15 protein-coding genes are annotated in these 12,924 nt (G+C 58.6%); 12 read left to right on the top strand and 3 right to left on the bottom strand.

What is annotated here, in order from left to right; translation table 11 throughout:
- Nucleotides 1-73: 73 nt before the first annotated feature.
- Entirely contained in the window at nucleotides 74-289 is a 216-nt protein-coding gene (locus AT6N2_RS24415) for an MGMT family protein (protein WP_209090391.1), read from the top strand.
- A gap of 6 nt (nucleotides 290-295) precedes the next feature.
- Here the strand turns inward: AT6N2_RS24415 and AT6N2_RS17270 are convergent, their stop codons facing one another.
- Nucleotides 296-769: an RrF2 family transcriptional regulator gene (locus tag AT6N2_RS17270; protein WP_233282520.1), complete on the bottom strand. Its 474-nt coding sequence runs from the start codon at nucleotides 767-769 to the stop codon at nucleotides 296-298.
- A gap of 63 nt (nucleotides 770-832) precedes the next feature.
- On the opposite strand from AT6N2_RS17270, the gene AT6N2_RS17265 reads away from it, so the two are divergent.
- Nucleotides 833-1,363: an SDR family oxidoreductase gene (locus tag AT6N2_RS17265; RefSeq protein ID WP_233282519.1), complete on the top strand. Its 531-nt coding sequence runs from the start codon at nucleotides 833-835 to the stop codon at nucleotides 1,361-1,363.
- A 113-nt stretch (nucleotides 1,364-1,476) separates the two neighbouring features.
- On the opposite strand, the gene AT6N2_RS17260 is transcribed toward AT6N2_RS17265, so the two are convergent.
- Entirely contained in the window at nucleotides 1,477-2,892 is a 1,416-nt protein-coding gene (locus AT6N2_RS17260; RefSeq protein WP_209090389.1) for an aldehyde dehydrogenase family protein, read from the bottom strand.
- A gap of 98 nt (nucleotides 2,893-2,990) precedes the next feature.
- On the opposite strand from AT6N2_RS17260, the gene AT6N2_RS17255 reads away from it, so the two are divergent.
- The 9 genes from AT6N2_RS17255 (at nucleotide 2,991) to AT6N2_RS17215 (ending at nucleotide 11,298) form a co-directional block, all read left to right on the top strand.
- Complete coding sequence (locus AT6N2_RS17255) at nucleotides 2,991-3,911, top strand: LysR family transcriptional regulator (protein ID WP_209091880.1); 921 nt, start codon at nucleotides 2,991-2,993, stop codon at nucleotides 3,909-3,911.
- A gap of 200 nt (nucleotides 3,912-4,111) precedes the next feature.
- The gene (locus tag AT6N2_RS17250; protein ID WP_063947482.1) at nucleotides 4,112-4,723 is read left to right on the top strand and encodes a glutathione S-transferase family protein; all 612 of its coding nucleotides are present in this window, start codon (nucleotides 4,112-4,114) and stop codon (nucleotides 4,721-4,723) included.
- A 60-nt stretch (nucleotides 4,724-4,783) separates the two neighbouring features.
- Nucleotides 4,784-6,841 carry a pyridoxamine 5'-phosphate oxidase family protein gene (locus AT6N2_RS17245; protein ID WP_209090387.1) on the top strand — a complete coding sequence of 686 codons (2,058 nt, stop codon included), beginning with the start codon at nucleotides 4,784-4,786 and terminating at the stop codon, nucleotides 6,839-6,841.
- Between the two features lie 124 nt (nucleotides 6,842-6,965).
- A complete protein-coding gene (locus AT6N2_RS17240; protein ID WP_209090385.1) occupies nucleotides 6,966-7,514 on the top strand; it encodes a carboxymuconolactone decarboxylase family protein in 549 nt (182 codons plus the stop codon).
- A gap of 71 nt (nucleotides 7,515-7,585) precedes the next feature.
- Nucleotides 7,586-8,050, top strand: coding sequence for a DUF1348 family protein (locus AT6N2_RS17235; RefSeq protein ID WP_063947477.1), 465 nt, complete (start codon nucleotides 7,586-7,588; stop codon nucleotides 8,048-8,050).
- Nucleotides 8,051-8,075: 25 nt separating this feature from the next.
- The gene (locus tag AT6N2_RS17230; protein ID WP_063947474.1) at nucleotides 8,076-8,381 is read left to right on the top strand and encodes a hypothetical protein; all 306 of its coding nucleotides are present in this window, start codon (nucleotides 8,076-8,078) and stop codon (nucleotides 8,379-8,381) included.
- Between the two features lie 72 nt (nucleotides 8,382-8,453).
- A complete protein-coding gene (locus AT6N2_RS17225) occupies nucleotides 8,454-9,344 on the top strand; it encodes a LysR family transcriptional regulator (protein ID WP_063947472.1) in 891 nt (296 codons plus the stop codon).
- Nucleotides 9,345-9,527: 183 nt separating this feature from the next.
- Nucleotides 9,528-10,499: an alpha/beta fold hydrolase gene (locus tag AT6N2_RS17220; RefSeq protein WP_209090383.1), complete on the top strand. Its 972-nt coding sequence runs from the start codon at nucleotides 9,528-9,530 to the stop codon at nucleotides 10,497-10,499.
- A gap of 304 nt (nucleotides 10,500-10,803) precedes the next feature.
- Nucleotides 10,804-11,298 carry a 2'-5' RNA ligase family protein gene (locus AT6N2_RS17215; protein WP_077224591.1) on the top strand — a complete coding sequence of 165 codons (495 nt, stop codon included), beginning with the start codon at nucleotides 10,804-10,806 and terminating at the stop codon, nucleotides 11,296-11,298.
- A gap of 429 nt (nucleotides 11,299-11,727) precedes the next feature.
- Here the strand turns inward: AT6N2_RS17215 and AT6N2_RS17210 are convergent, their stop codons facing one another.
- The gene (locus AT6N2_RS17210) at nucleotides 11,728-12,072 is read right to left on the bottom strand and encodes a winged helix-turn-helix transcriptional regulator (protein WP_419188607.1); all 345 of its coding nucleotides are present in this window, start codon (nucleotides 12,070-12,072) and stop codon (nucleotides 11,728-11,730) included.
- Between the two features lie 88 nt (nucleotides 12,073-12,160).
- Between AT6N2_RS17210 and AT6N2_RS17205 the strand changes: the two genes are divergently transcribed.
- A complete protein-coding gene (locus AT6N2_RS17205; RefSeq protein ID WP_209090381.1) occupies nucleotides 12,161-12,910 on the top strand; it encodes an SDR family NAD(P)-dependent oxidoreductase in 750 nt (249 codons plus the stop codon).
- Nucleotides 12,911-12,924: the final 14 nt, after the last annotated feature.

Below are 12,924 nucleotides of genomic sequence, written 5' to 3'. Positions count from 1 at the left end.
TGGCAATAGGTGAGATCAAGATTCCACTTTATGCCTCGCCATCGAAAAGGCACTCCTTGAGAGACTTAGAGCGGTGAGTCTCCGGATTTCTACCAAGAGTTGGCTTATAGAATTGGGAACAGGAAGGGAGAAAGCGGTCGCCAACGTGTTCGCAAGCAATCCTCTGCCAGTGGCGATCCCCTGCCATCGCGCAACAGAGAGCGACGGCTCCGCCTTCCGCTACACTTGGGGGATTGATCGTGAATATGAGTTCCTAAGGAGGGAACGAGTCGTGGTTGCGGACCGCTAGTCGCTTCTACTGACGGCGGGTCGACAAGCCAGCCGGGGCCGCATCCGTAATAATCGAAAGCAGCGCGGCAAGTTTGGACTTCCTGCGAGCCACGTCGGCCAAAGTGTACCGGTCGAATACGCCTACAAACGCCGCCGTCGCCTCTTTGAGAACGACGGGAAGGCCGCACGCAGGCGCGATGATGCATCCATCGCAGACGAAGAGGTCTGTCAGCTTCTCGGTGTGGCGGAGGATCGATCCGAGGTTGATCTGGTCAGCGGGCCGCGCTAGTCGAATGCCGCCCTTTCGACCTCGGACCGCCTCGATGAAGCCCGCGCTGGCAAGATCCTGGACGACTTTCATCAGGTGATTCTGGGATATGTCGTAGATGGCTGCAACCTGCCTGATTGACGTCAGGTCATCATCTTTGGCCGCAAGATGAATCATCACGCGCATCGCGTAGTCGCTGTAGAGCGAGAGCTTCAAAAAAGATTTCGTCACGGTCGATCCGTGCACCCCATTCGATTAGTGCAGAAGCGCAAGCGGCGCTGTCTCGCCTGTTGGATGACGACGGCAACCCTATTAACGCACGCCCACTTCGGCGGCCGTGATATTATGGTCAATAATGCTGGCGTCCTTTTCGCAAGTGATTTCTCCACGCAGCCACTGGAGGAGATCGATCTGCAGCTGAGGGTCAATGTTCGGGGTTTCTTTCTGATCACCCATGCAGCGCTGAAATATATCCCTAACGGAGGTCGCATCATCAGTAGCGGCAGCAATGCGGGTCTGGTTGTGCCGTTCGCGGGGATCGCGGTCTATGCCGCCACCAAGTTTGCGCTGGAAAGCTTCACGCGCGGTCTCGCACGTGAAATGGGCTCTCGTGAACTTACCGACAATCTGGTTCGACCAGGTCCGCTTGATGCTGACATGAACCCTGCCGGTGGCCCGCTCGCAGCCGCTAGTCTGCCAAACCTGTCGATTGCTCGATATGGTAAAACCGGAGAAGTCGCAGAGGCCGTCGCCTTTCTCGCGGACCCCGGTGCAGCCTACATCACCGGTTCAGGCATTCTCGTCTACGACGGCATCAGTGCCTGAGCATCGATACGGGCGGTGTCTCGCCGCTCAATCCTGTAGGTGATAAAGCGAAATTTGGGCGCGTATGGGCTGCGGAGTTCCCTCCGTGATGCGGTCCGCTCAATCTCAGCTTATCAAACGATAACGGCTTTCGGCTCCAGAAACGCCTCAAGACCGAACACGCCGTATTCTCGACCGATCCCTGACTGCTTGAATCCGCCAAAGGGCGCGAGCGGCTCATGCGGCGCGCCGTTGATGACCACCCGCCCGCTGTCCAGTCGATCCGCAAGCGCCTGCATGTGCCCGAGATCGTTACCATGCAGATAGGCCTGGAGGCCGTACGGGGTGTCATTGGCGATGGACACGGCTTCGTCTTCGTCACGGTAGGCGATGACCGAGAGGACCGGACCAAAGATCTCCTCGCGTGCGATCCTCATGTGGTTGTCCACGTCGAAAAAGATCGTCGGCCTCGCAAACCAGCCACGATCCAGACCGGCGGGTCGCCCAATACCACCGGTCAGGACACGGGCGCCTTCTTGCGTTCCCAGTTCGATGTAGGACTGGACGCGATCGTACTGCTTGCGGCTCACCATCGGCCCGATCATCGCGTCGGGATCATTGGGAGCGCCGACCTTGAGCGTCTCGATCTCCTGCTTCAGCCGGACCAGGACGTCATCGAGCAGCTGGCTCGGAACCAGAATGCGAGTGCCGGCGATGCAGGCCTGACCGCTGTTGATGAAGCCCATCCGCAGTACGGCAGGAATGACAACGTCAAGATCGGCATCGTCGAGGATGATGTTCGGCCCCTTGCCGCCAAGTTCCAACGTGACGCGCTTGAAGCTCTCGGCCGCGTTTCGCATGATTTCCCTACCAACGGCGCTTGAGCCCGTGAAGGTCACCTTTGCTATGTCTGGATGCCGGCTGAGTTCCGCGCCAACGACATTGCCATACCCGTTGACGATGTTGAAGACACCCTTCGGCAGACCCGCTTCATGCAGGCATTCCGTCAGGATCTGCGTCTGGATTGCACTCATCTCGCTCGGCTTGATGACGATGGTCGAACCGGCGGCGATCGCGGTTGCGAGCTTCGAGGCGATGAAACCGATATTACTGTTCCAGGGGGTGATGGCCGCGGCGACACCAGACGGCTGCATGACCACGCGGGCGCGGCCAATCTGGCGCTCGAATTCGTAGTCCTCCAGAACGGACGCCATGGTAAGAAAGCTAGAGGCAGCATGGGGAATGGCGAACCGTGTGAAGGTCTGCGGAGCGCCATATTCGAGCGACATCGCTTCGGTGAGATCGGTAACACGCGCGCCGACCACGGCGTTCAAGCGCTTCAGCATCTCGATGCGCTCGGCCTTCGACGTGCGTGAGAACGAGGGAAAGGCGCGCTTCGCAGCGGCAATGGCTTCTTGTGCATCTTCTACGCCGGCGAGCCGGACCGTGCCGATCTTCTCCTCCGTGGACGGATTATGGAGATCGCTCGTTTCGGTGCCCTTTGGCGTGATGAACCGACCCTCGATGTAGATCTTGTCGATGTTGCGCATTTGAAACTCCTTTCGACTGTCAGGCTTATCTGGCATTTCTCCATTGTCCTGATAAGCTCGCGAAAATCGCTCAGCCTGATAAGGGATTACGGACAATGATGCGTGGCTCCCTCGCCGAACTCGAAGCTGTTCTCGCTGTGTCTTCCAGAGGCGGGTTTCGGGTTGCAGCGCGCGAGCTTGGGATCTCGTCGTCCTCGCTCAGCCAGCAGATCGCTACGCTGGAGGCGCGCATGGGCGTCAGACTGTTCAACCGCTCTACGCGGAGTGTGGTCCTCTCCGCCGCAGGCGAGCAATTCGTGGCGAGCGTCGGTCCTGCGCTGGAGGCAATTCGCAACGCCGTTGAGAATGTCGACGAGCATCGTGCGGAAGCCACCGGTACCCTGCGCATCAACACATCGGTGGGTGCGACCCGGATGATCCTGGCGCCGCTGATCCTGGAATACATGCGGAGAAACCCGCAGATGTCGGTGGAGATAGTAACCGAAGGCGCGCTGGTCGATGTCAATGCCAAAGGTTTCGATGCCGGGATCAGGATTCGGGAAGCCGTTCCGCCCGACATGGTCGTGGTCCCAATCGGCGACAGCGTCCGCCCGGCCATCGTTGGTTCGGTCGAATATTTCCGTCAGCATGGAAAGCCGCAGGTCCCGGCAGATCTTCAGAACCACGAGTGCATTCGGGCGAGAATGGCGAGCGGCACGCTCTATCGCTGGGAGTTCGAAAAGCGAGGAAAGAGCTTCATGCTCGACGTTCCTGGCAAGCTCACGCTCGACGACAGCGACCTGATGCTCCGGGCGGCTCGGGAAGGAGCCGGACTTGCCTATCTGAATGAATGGCAGGTATTGGAGGACGTCGTTGCTGGAAGGCTGGAGCAGGTTCTTGCCGACTGGACCCCACCCTATCCGGGGCTCTGCCTCTATTATCCCGGAAGACGAAATATCCCCGCCAAACTGCGGCGGTTCGTCGATCTCATCAGGGACGTTCGGCGAGGCAGCCACATTGAGACCTTGCCTGAGGGCTGAGGCATCTCTCGCCAACTCTCCGGTAACCAGGAGGCTTTAAGGCCCATCCGTCACGCTCACCACGCGGACCGGCTCCAGACACTGTTGCGTCCAGCGTAACGGTGCACTGTCAAAGATGAGTATTCAGCACGCTGATCGCCCGTTGCATCCTTTGCGCATGGGATCGGGAACGGACCCGACCTTCAATCAGGAGCGATCACATGAAACTTTATCACCATCCGCTGTCAGGCCACGCGCACCGTGCCCGGCTTTTCCTCTCGCTGATCGGGCTCCCCCACGAGCTGGTCGAGGTTGATCTGAAGGCTGGCGCCCACAAGCAGCCCGACTTCCTCAAAATGAATCCCTTCGGGCAAGTACCGGTGCTTGCGGATGGCGATGTCTTCATTTCCGACTCCAACGCGATCCTGGTCTACCTCGCCAAGAAGGCAGGCCGGACGGAATGGCTTCCGGAAGACGCAAAAGGGGCGGCTGAGGTCCAGCGCTGGCTTTCGGTTGCGGCAGGCGAGATCGCTTACGGACCGGCTGCTGCCCGCCTGGTGACTGTCTTCGGCGCCAAGTTTAATCCGGAAGAGGTCATTGGCCGTGCACACACCATCCTTGGCCGGATCGAGAGCCAGCTAGAAGGGCGGAAATGGCTGGTGGGCAATCACCCGACGATCGCCGATGTCGCGATCTACAGCTACGTCGCGCGCGCCCCGGAAGGCAATGTCGACCTCAGCGCCTATCCGTCCGTGAACGCTCTCTTGCGTCGGGTCGAACAACTTCCGGGCTTCGTCGACTTCGTCAAAACGCCGGTCGGCCTTGCCGCCTGAACCTCGACAGGGTGTGCGATACGTCGCGCGCCCTTCGCCTCTTTCCCCTGGAGAACGCAGATGTCCATGACCCTCACAAAACTGCCGACGTGGCATGAAGGCGAGACCTTTATCCAGGAAAAGCTCGGCGTAAAGGAACGCATGGCCTCAGTCGGTCAGCGTGTAATTCGCGATTTCATGCCGGACCAGCACCGGGATTTTTATACGCAACTGCCGTTCATCGTCCTTGGCAGTGTCGACCGGGCCGGAGACGCCTGGGCCACGTTCGTGGAAGGTGAGCCGGGGTTCATGTCGTCACCTTCGCCCGTCGTGCTCGACATTGCTTCCCACCGCGATCCGAGCGACCCGGCAAGCGAAGGATTGGCGGACGGCTTGCCGATCGGTCTCCTCGGCATCGAGATGCACACACGTCGTCGCAACCGCATGAATGGTTTTGTCTCGACGATCGACGGCGGCTTCCGCGTCGATGTCGACCAGAGCTTCGGAAACTGTCCGCGCTACATTCAGCTGCGCGACTTCGCGTTTGAGCGTCAGCCGGGAGCACCGTTCCAGGGTGAGGTGGAAGAACTGGCTGGGCTCGATGATCAAGCACGCGCGATCATCCAGGAAGCCGATGCTTTTTTCGTTGCGTCCTATGTGGATCGCGAAGATCGACGTCAGGTGGATGTTTCCCATCGCGGCGGCAATGCCGGGTTTGTCCGCATCGGCGACGATGGCGTCCTGACGATCCCCGACTTCGATGGAAACCTCTTCTTCGCAACGCTCGGCAACATCCTGCTAAACGGGAAAGCAGGACTTCTGTTCGTGGACTTCAACTCGGGCGACATGTTGCAGATGACCGGGACAGCCGAAGTCATTTTCGACTCGCCGGAGATCGCCGCTTTCCAGGGCGCCGAGCGGTTCTGGACGTTCAAGCCGACGCGCATTGTTCGCCGCCGCAACGCATTGGCTTTGAGATGGGTTTTCCAGAAGGACGGCTGGTCGCCGAGCTCCCTTATGACAGGGAGCTGGAGCCAAGCGGCCGACCGAATTCGTGCCGCGGAGCTTGCCACGAGCTGGCGGCCAATGACCGTTACTGCGATCGTCGATGAAAGCTCGACGATCAAGTCTTTCCATCTGCTGCCTGGCGACGGCGCCGGGCTCCTCCCTCACGTGGCCGGTCAGCATCTGCCAATTCGTATCAACTTGCCCGGCGACGATAAGGCGGTCATCCGCACCTACACGCTTTCTGTTGCGCCTTCCGATGGGATCTACCGCATCAGCGTGAAGCGCGATGGTCGGGTATCTCAGTTCCTCCATGATCGCATCGCCGTTGGCGATGTCTTCGAGGTGCGCGCGCCGGCCGGAGACTTCAGCATCGACGCCCGGTCGACCCGTCCGGCGGTTCTTCTCGCAGGCGGCGTCGGCATCACGCCGCTGCTCGCGATGCTCCGTCATATCGTTTATGAGGGGCTCCGCAAGCAGCGTGTCCGCCCGGTCACCTTGTTCTACGCGGCGCGCTCCAAGGCAGATCGACCTTTCGACAAGGAGATAGCGGACCTTATCGGTGCGACAAAGGGGGGCGTGCGTTTGGTCAGGGTGCTCAGCGACACCACGGATGCTAAAGAGGGCAGGGATTACGACGCTGCGGGGCGGATCGATATGGCGATGCTGACGCGGTTTCTCCCCTTCAACGACTATGATTTCTATCTCTGCGGACCTGCCCAGTTCACGCAGGAGCTCTATGACGGGTTGCGGGCTTTCAACATCGCTGACGATCGTATCCAGGCGGAAGCCTTCGGTCCGTCGTCGCTCATCCGCACGGGGCTTGCTGCACCAGCCATGATATCTCCCGCCGCGCAGCCGTCGGATAAACCGGTGCCGGTCATATTCACCATCTCCCTGAAAGAAGCACGGTGGACACTTGGTTCCGGCACTCTCCTGGAGTTCGCCGAGGCGCGAGGCCTCGAGCCAGAATTCAGTTGCCGCGAGGGCAATTGCGGGACGTGCCGGACGAAGCTCGAAAAGGGTGCCGTCGCTTATGTCAAGCAGCCCACCGCGAAGATCGGCGCCGACGAAGTGCTGCTCTGCTGCGCCGTTCCAGCCGAACAGGAAGGCGGCCTGCAGCTCGCTGTCTAGGGGGGTGATTGCTGCGTTCAGCGTAACAGTCCCTTGTCCCCTTTCGATCTTCAGCGATCAGTTCCGCTGGATCATATTCAATCTGAAGAGAGCAACGTCTCTCTCAACCGAAAAGGAGAATACAATGTCACGCATTCCTACCCCGGTCACCATCGTAGACGCTCCGGAAGCCTCTCGCCCGATCCTCGAGACCATCCAGAAGCAGATCGGATCCGTTCCGAACATTTTTCGGCTGGTTTCCAACAGTCCTGCCGCATTGACGGGCTTGACCTCGCTTCAGGGCGCACTCGGTAAGGGCAAGCTCCAGCCTGCCACGCGCGAACGCATCGCGCTTGCGATGGCTGAAGCCAACGGCTGTGACTACTGCCTGTCCGCCCACACCTTCACCGGCACGAAACTCGCCAAGCTCGACGCAAGCGAGATTGCCGCCAACCGCCGCGGCACCTCGAACGATCCCAAGGCAGCCGCCGCAGTGGAATTTACCCGGGCACTGACGGTGGCTCGTGGTTCCGTCGCGCCAGCGGAAATCGCCAAGGTTCGCGATGCCGGCAACAGCGACGCGGAAATCGTCGAGATCATCGCCCATGTCGCACTCAACACCTTCACGAACTATGTGAATGAGGCCCTCGACACAGAGATCGACTTTCCCCGCATCGATCGCGCAGCTGCGTAATGCTTGGCCTGGAGGCGGTGCTGGACGTACCGCCTCTCGCCCCACGACCATCAACCTCAGAGGAACTTTTCATGTCCCGTCCCCCGCTTCCCCCATTCACCAGAGAGAGCGCCATCGAAAAGGTCCGCCTTGCCGAAGATGGCTGGAATAGTCGCGATGCTGCAAAGGTAGCACTTGCCTACACGCTCGATACGCGCTGGCGCAACCGCGCCGAGTTCGCAAAGAACCGCGCCGAGGCGGAGGCCTTCCTGACCCGCAAGTGGAACAAGGAGCTCGACTATCGCCTCATCAAGGAACTCTGGGCTTTCACCGGCAATCGTATCGCCGTCCGGTATGCCTATGAATATCGCGATGACAGCGGCCAGTGGTTCCGCGCCTATGGCAACGAGAACTGGGAATTTGCCGAGGATGGCCTGATGCGGGAACGTCATGCCAGCATCAACGAACACCCGATTGCCGAAGCAGACCGAAAGTTTCGTTGGCCGCTGGGCCGTCGGCCCGACGACCATCCGGGCCTCAGCGACTTCGGCTTCTAAGACCTTAACCCGAGGAGATGAAACAATGGGTGGGTCGCCAATCGATCCTCGCGTAAGGCTTTCGATAGAGCTGGCCCACACGGGGTACAATGCGAGCAGGCCTCTGCTCGCAAAACAGGAAGAAGCCGGCCGTGCCCTTGGCATGACCGGCGCCGAGATGGACGTGGCAAGGCGCGGTTCAAGCTTCGACTTCCATACGTCGATCGCTGTGTCACTTGCTCTGGATGCCTGTCGCGAAACGCGCCAGCGCGCAATACGCGCTGGCATTTCCGAGGAAACCTGCGAGGAAATAGAATGCCTCGCACTTTCTCTTCGTGCGCAGACCGCCTGAACCTCAGTTGCCTCTTGAGGCTTCGGTCCCGAGCACTTAAGGTGCTGGAAACAAACGTGATTGGGGACGCGGATGGATCGGTGGCAGGCAATGAGGATCTTTGTAAAGGTCGCCGAAACCGAAAGTTTCGCGGATACCGCACGCCAGATGTTCATGAGCGCACCGGCTGTCACACGTGCCGTTGCCTCGCTCGAAGACCTGATTGGCGCGCGCCTCCTGGTGCGAACCACCCGCTCGGTGAAGATGACCGAAGCTGGCGTTCGTTATTTTGAAGACTGCCGCCGGATCCTTGCCGATATCGCCGAAGCAGAGGCGGCTGCTGGCGGTTCCTACGCGACGCCGGCAGGAACTCTATTTATAACCGCGTCAGCGCTCTTCGGACAAATGTTCGTCCTTCCGATCGTGACGGAGTACCTCGACACCTATTCGACGATGAAAGCAAAGACGCTGTTCATCGATCGACCGGTCAACATCGTGGAGGAAGGGATCGATGTCGCTGTGCGTATCGGCCATCTCCCGGATTCAAATCTCTCTGCCGTCAAGGTAGGCAGTGTGCGTCGCGTCATGTGCGGTTCGCCGAAATATTTCGAGCGCTACGGCGTTCCGAAATCGCCAGACGATCTCAAAGACCACCGCATCGCTGCATCAACCGCCGCCTGGGCCTCACCGGAATGGAAGTTTGGCAACGATCTGCGCGTATCCGTGGATGCGGCTCTGCAATGCAATACCAACGAAGCAGCGATACAGTCCGCGCGTGAGGGATGGGGTCTGACCAGGGTTCTCAACTATCAGATCGGTCCAGCCCTCGTCGCTGGAGAACTGCAGATCGTTCTCAGCGAGTTCGAGGAACCCGCTTTGCCAATTCATATACTCCATCCTGAAGGACGGCATGCTCCAGCAAAGGTCCGCGCCTTCGTCGATATGGCTGCAAACAGACTACGCGAGAACCGGCTTTTGAATTGATATTTGGCTTTCAAGGCTCAAATAGTGGGCAATCAAGTCGCTCTTGGCACGATCATTCCGTCACACTCATATCGTCAGATGCAATAATCCCTTGTCTAATATGGACATTCTCCCTCCAGGCAGAAAGAGCGATGGTGGTCGCAGGCAAGAAGCCGCCCGCAACCACTCCTGAGGAGAACCGAAATGTCTCGTACTCTCGCCGTACTGCTTCTCGCATCCGCCAGCATCTTTGCTTCCGCTCCAGCCACGATAGCCTTCGTCGAAACACCCGCCGCCACGCACCAGGCGCCTGCAACGATCCATAATCGCTCCATGAAGATCGATGGCGTCAACGTTTTCTATCGCGAAGCCGGCCCCGCAGACGGCCCCGTCGTCGTTCTGCTTCACGGCTTTCCGACATCGTCCCACATGTTTCGCAACCTGATCCCGTTGCTCGCAGATCGCTACCGCGTAATCGCCCCTGACTATCCGGGCTTCGGCCAGAGCGATGCGCCTGATCACACAAAATTCGAATATTCCTTCGGCCACTATGCCGATATCGTCGATACGCTGCTGACCAAGCTCGGTGCTACCAAATATTCGATGTATGTGATGGATTACGGTGCACCTGTCGGCTACCGGCTGGCGCTCAAGTATCCCGACCGCGTCACCGGCCTGATCGTCCAGAACGGCAATGCCTATGATGAAGGCATTCGTGATTTCTGGAACCCGATCCGCGCCTACTGGACGTCGGGCGCGAAGAAGGATCGCGAAGCGCTCGACGTGCTTGTCGCGCCTGCAACGACCAAGTTCCAGTATACCGATGGCGTCAGGGACCTGACCCGCATCAGCCCCGACAACTGGGTCCACGACCAGGCTTTGCTCGATCGGCCTGGCAACAAGGATATACAGCTCGACCTGTTCTACGACTACCGCACCAACCTGACTCTTTATCCGCAGATTCAGGCCTTCTTCCGCGACCGCAAGCCGCCGACGCTGGTCGTCTGGGGCAAGAACGACCAGATCTTCCCGGAAGAAGGCGCGCATCCCTATCTGCGCGATCTTCCCGAGGCTGAGTTCCATCTGATCGACACGGGACATTTTGCGCTTGAAGACAAACTGGATGAGATGGCGCCATTGATCCGGAGCTTCCTCGACCGCAATATCGCCAAGTGAAACGCCGCTTGCTTCCCGCAACTGCCAAAGTGGTTGCGGGAAGCCTCACCCGTCAGTAGCCTTCGATGTCGCAGTGGCGACGTCACGTTGTTTCATCAACGCCCGGAAAGGGGGGTGTCTGTGAACGCAGGCGGTTGCGCCGAGCGACCGCGACGCGGATATTTGCTTCAGCGTCCAGACGGAGCTTTGCGGAGAGGAGAAACTGAGCAATCCACTACAGCCGTCCCCACCCAGCAGATGCCTTTCTGACAGATTCCGCTTTTCCTGACGAGGCCGGGCCGCCGATATGAAGACATGCCATCCAATGATACTCACAGCCCGGATTGCGGAGCATGACCTTGTTCCATTCGATCTGCTTCGCCAGAAACATTTTCCGCCAGAGAGGAATTTTTTACGGGCGCATCTGACGATGTTTCATCGGCTGCCGGGCGAACATGTCGAGACGATCGTAGAAAGCCTTCAGTCCGTTGCGAAGAAGACGCGCGCGATTTCCGCCCGCATTAGCGGCATCCGTCATCTAGGGGCCGGTGTTGCTTTCGCGATTGACAGTCCTGACCTGAACGCGATTCGCAATGCCCTGCGCGCTGATTTTGTTCATTGGTTGGGGTTGCAGGACATGCGGACCTGGCGGCCGCATATTACGGTTCAAAACAAAGCCCCCGTTGCCCAAGCAAACAGGCTTCATCGTGAACTTACCGACAGTTTTTGTCCGCACGACATCAAGATCGTGGGGCTCGATCTTTGGCGGTATCTTGGCGGCCCTTGGGCAAGCCAAGCTACCGTGCCGCTCGTCGAGTAGGTCACTATAACTGTCAGGGCTCTTAAGCTGCCTTGGATCGAACCGGGAATATTTGGCTTAGAGGAATTCCGGATTGCTGCGCATTCCATTGCGAACAGGAGCCACAAAGAAAAACCTGCCACGGAACCGCTTGCGTGGGAGAAAATTCGGCTGGCAGCTAAGGGATTGTCCGCCTCGATAAAGGCGAAGACGGCCTCTCGATCAATCTGACAACGCAAACGCTGATCAGGTAAGCTTTACGACTTTCGAGTCAACATCTGACGCCGATGGGCACATTGGATTTTCAACGTTGGCGGCAGACGCGTCTCCCAATCCTCTGCCTCTAAGCCTTGAGTTGCCATGTAGATCGATTCCACGTTTGATCTGTTCCACGACCAGATCAACCATTAAGCGCAAACTGCGCCGCATCGGTCGCCGAGCTCCAACACCTCAGGTTCGACGCCACATCAGTGCCTCAACCTCCGTCATGTGCTGCGTTCCCCAGGCACAAAGTGGCTTCAGCGCCTCGGCGAGCGTCTCGCCGAACGGTGTAAGTGAGTATTCCACTTTCGGGGGGATTTCCTTGAAGTTGTGCCGATCAACAATCCCGTCGGCCTCTAGTTCTTTAAGCTGCTGGATGAGCATCTTGTCGCTGACGTTACCGACAGCGCGCCTGAGGTCGCCGTAACGTCGAGCTTCGTGAGCGAGGTGAAACAGGATCAACGGCTTCCATTTTCCGCCGATGACAGCGAGTGAGGCGTCGAGCCCGCAGACGAAATTGGACGTAACCATCATGAAATTCCCTACTTACCAAAAGGTGCATACTCGCAACATTGAAAGCGGATGTCTATCTTGTTTTCATACGACATTATGAAAGGTAACTTTGATGGGCAGACTTCAAGGCAATATTGCCGTCATCACAGGCGGAAACAGTGGGATCGGTCTGGCGACAGCGAAGCGGTTCGTTGCAGAGGGCGCCGAAGTATTCATCACCGGCCGCCGTCAAGAGGAACTCGACAGGGCGGTTGAAGCTATTGGTGGTGGAGTGACGGCTGTACAGGGCGATGTGTCGCGGCTGGACGATCTCGATCGGTTGTTCGAAACGGTGCGGGAGAAGAGCGGGCGAATTGACATCCTCTTCGCGAATGCAGGTTTAGGCACATTCGCCCCGCTCGGAGCGATCGACGAGGCGTCTTTCGATCAGACATTCAACGTCAACGTCAAAGGGACGTTGTTCACCGTGCAGAAAGCACTTCCGCTTATGCAGAGGGGCGGATCGATCATCTTAACCGGATCGACAACCGGCTCTATGGGAACTGCAGCGTTCAGCGTCTACAGCGCCACAAAGGCAGCAATCCGCAACTTTGCCCGCAGCTGGGCCTTAGATCTTAAGGGGTCGGGTATCCGGGTTAATGTGCTATCGCCCGGCGCCACGGAGACACCTGGTCTGAAGGGTCTGGTAACACCTGCAGAGGAGTCTGCGCTGCTTCAAGGTCTAGCGGCACAGATTCCGCTCGGCCGGGTTGCAAATCCCGAAGAGATTGCGGCTGTCGCCCTCTTTCTTGCTTCAGAAGATAGCAGCTTCATGACCGGCGGCGAAGTCTTTGCTGACGGTGGCGCAGCGCAGATTTAGGATCTGGAAGCCCC

The sequence above is a fragment of the Agrobacterium tumefaciens genome (assembly GCF_017726655.1).
GTDB classification, from domain to species: Bacteria; Pseudomonadota; Alphaproteobacteria; order Rhizobiales; family Rhizobiaceae; genus Agrobacterium; species Agrobacterium tumefaciens_B.
The sequence above is the reverse complement of the archived record's forward strand: the minus strand, read 5'-3'. Positions and strand labels throughout refer to the sequence as shown.

What these genes read in the sequence shown, in the direction of transcription:
- AT6N2_RS17265 (WP_233282519.1), top strand. Translation starts at nt 833, where the DNA reads ATGACGACGGCAACCCTATTAACGCACGCCCACTTCGGCGGCCGTGAT.
- AT6N2_RS17260 (WP_209090389.1), bottom strand. Translation starts at nt 2,892, where the DNA reads ATGCGCAACATCGACAAGATCTACATCGAGGGTCGGTTCATCACGCCA.
- AT6N2_RS17255 (WP_209091880.1), top strand. Translation starts at nt 2,991, where the DNA reads ATGCGTGGCTCCCTCGCCGAACTCGAAGCTGTTCTCGCTGTGTCTTCC.
- AT6N2_RS17250 (WP_063947482.1), top strand. Translation starts at nt 4,112, where the DNA reads ATGAAACTTTATCACCATCCGCTGTCAGGCCACGCGCACCGTGCCCGG.
- AT6N2_RS17245 (WP_209090387.1), top strand. Translation starts at nt 4,784, where the DNA reads ATGTCCATGACCCTCACAAAACTGCCGACGTGGCATGAAGGCGAGACC.
- AT6N2_RS17240 (WP_209090385.1), top strand. Translation starts at nt 6,966, where the DNA reads ATGTCACGCATTCCTACCCCGGTCACCATCGTAGACGCTCCGGAAGCC.
- AT6N2_RS17235 (WP_063947477.1), top strand. Translation starts at nt 7,586, where the DNA reads ATGTCCCGTCCCCCGCTTCCCCCATTCACCAGAGAGAGCGCCATCGAA.
- AT6N2_RS17230 (WP_063947474.1), top strand. Translation starts at nt 8,076, where the DNA reads ATGGGTGGGTCGCCAATCGATCCTCGCGTAAGGCTTTCGATAGAGCTG.
- AT6N2_RS17225 (WP_063947472.1), top strand. Translation starts at nt 8,454, where the DNA reads ATGGATCGGTGGCAGGCAATGAGGATCTTTGTAAAGGTCGCCGAAACC.
- AT6N2_RS17220 (WP_209090383.1), top strand. Translation starts at nt 9,528, where the DNA reads ATGTCTCGTACTCTCGCCGTACTGCTTCTCGCATCCGCCAGCATCTTT.
- AT6N2_RS17215 (WP_077224591.1), top strand. Translation starts at nt 10,804, where the DNA reads ATGATACTCACAGCCCGGATTGCGGAGCATGACCTTGTTCCATTCGAT.
- AT6N2_RS17210 (WP_419188607.1), bottom strand. Translation starts at nt 12,072, where the DNA reads ATGATGGTTACGTCCAATTTCGTCTGCGGGCTCGACGCCTCACTCGCT.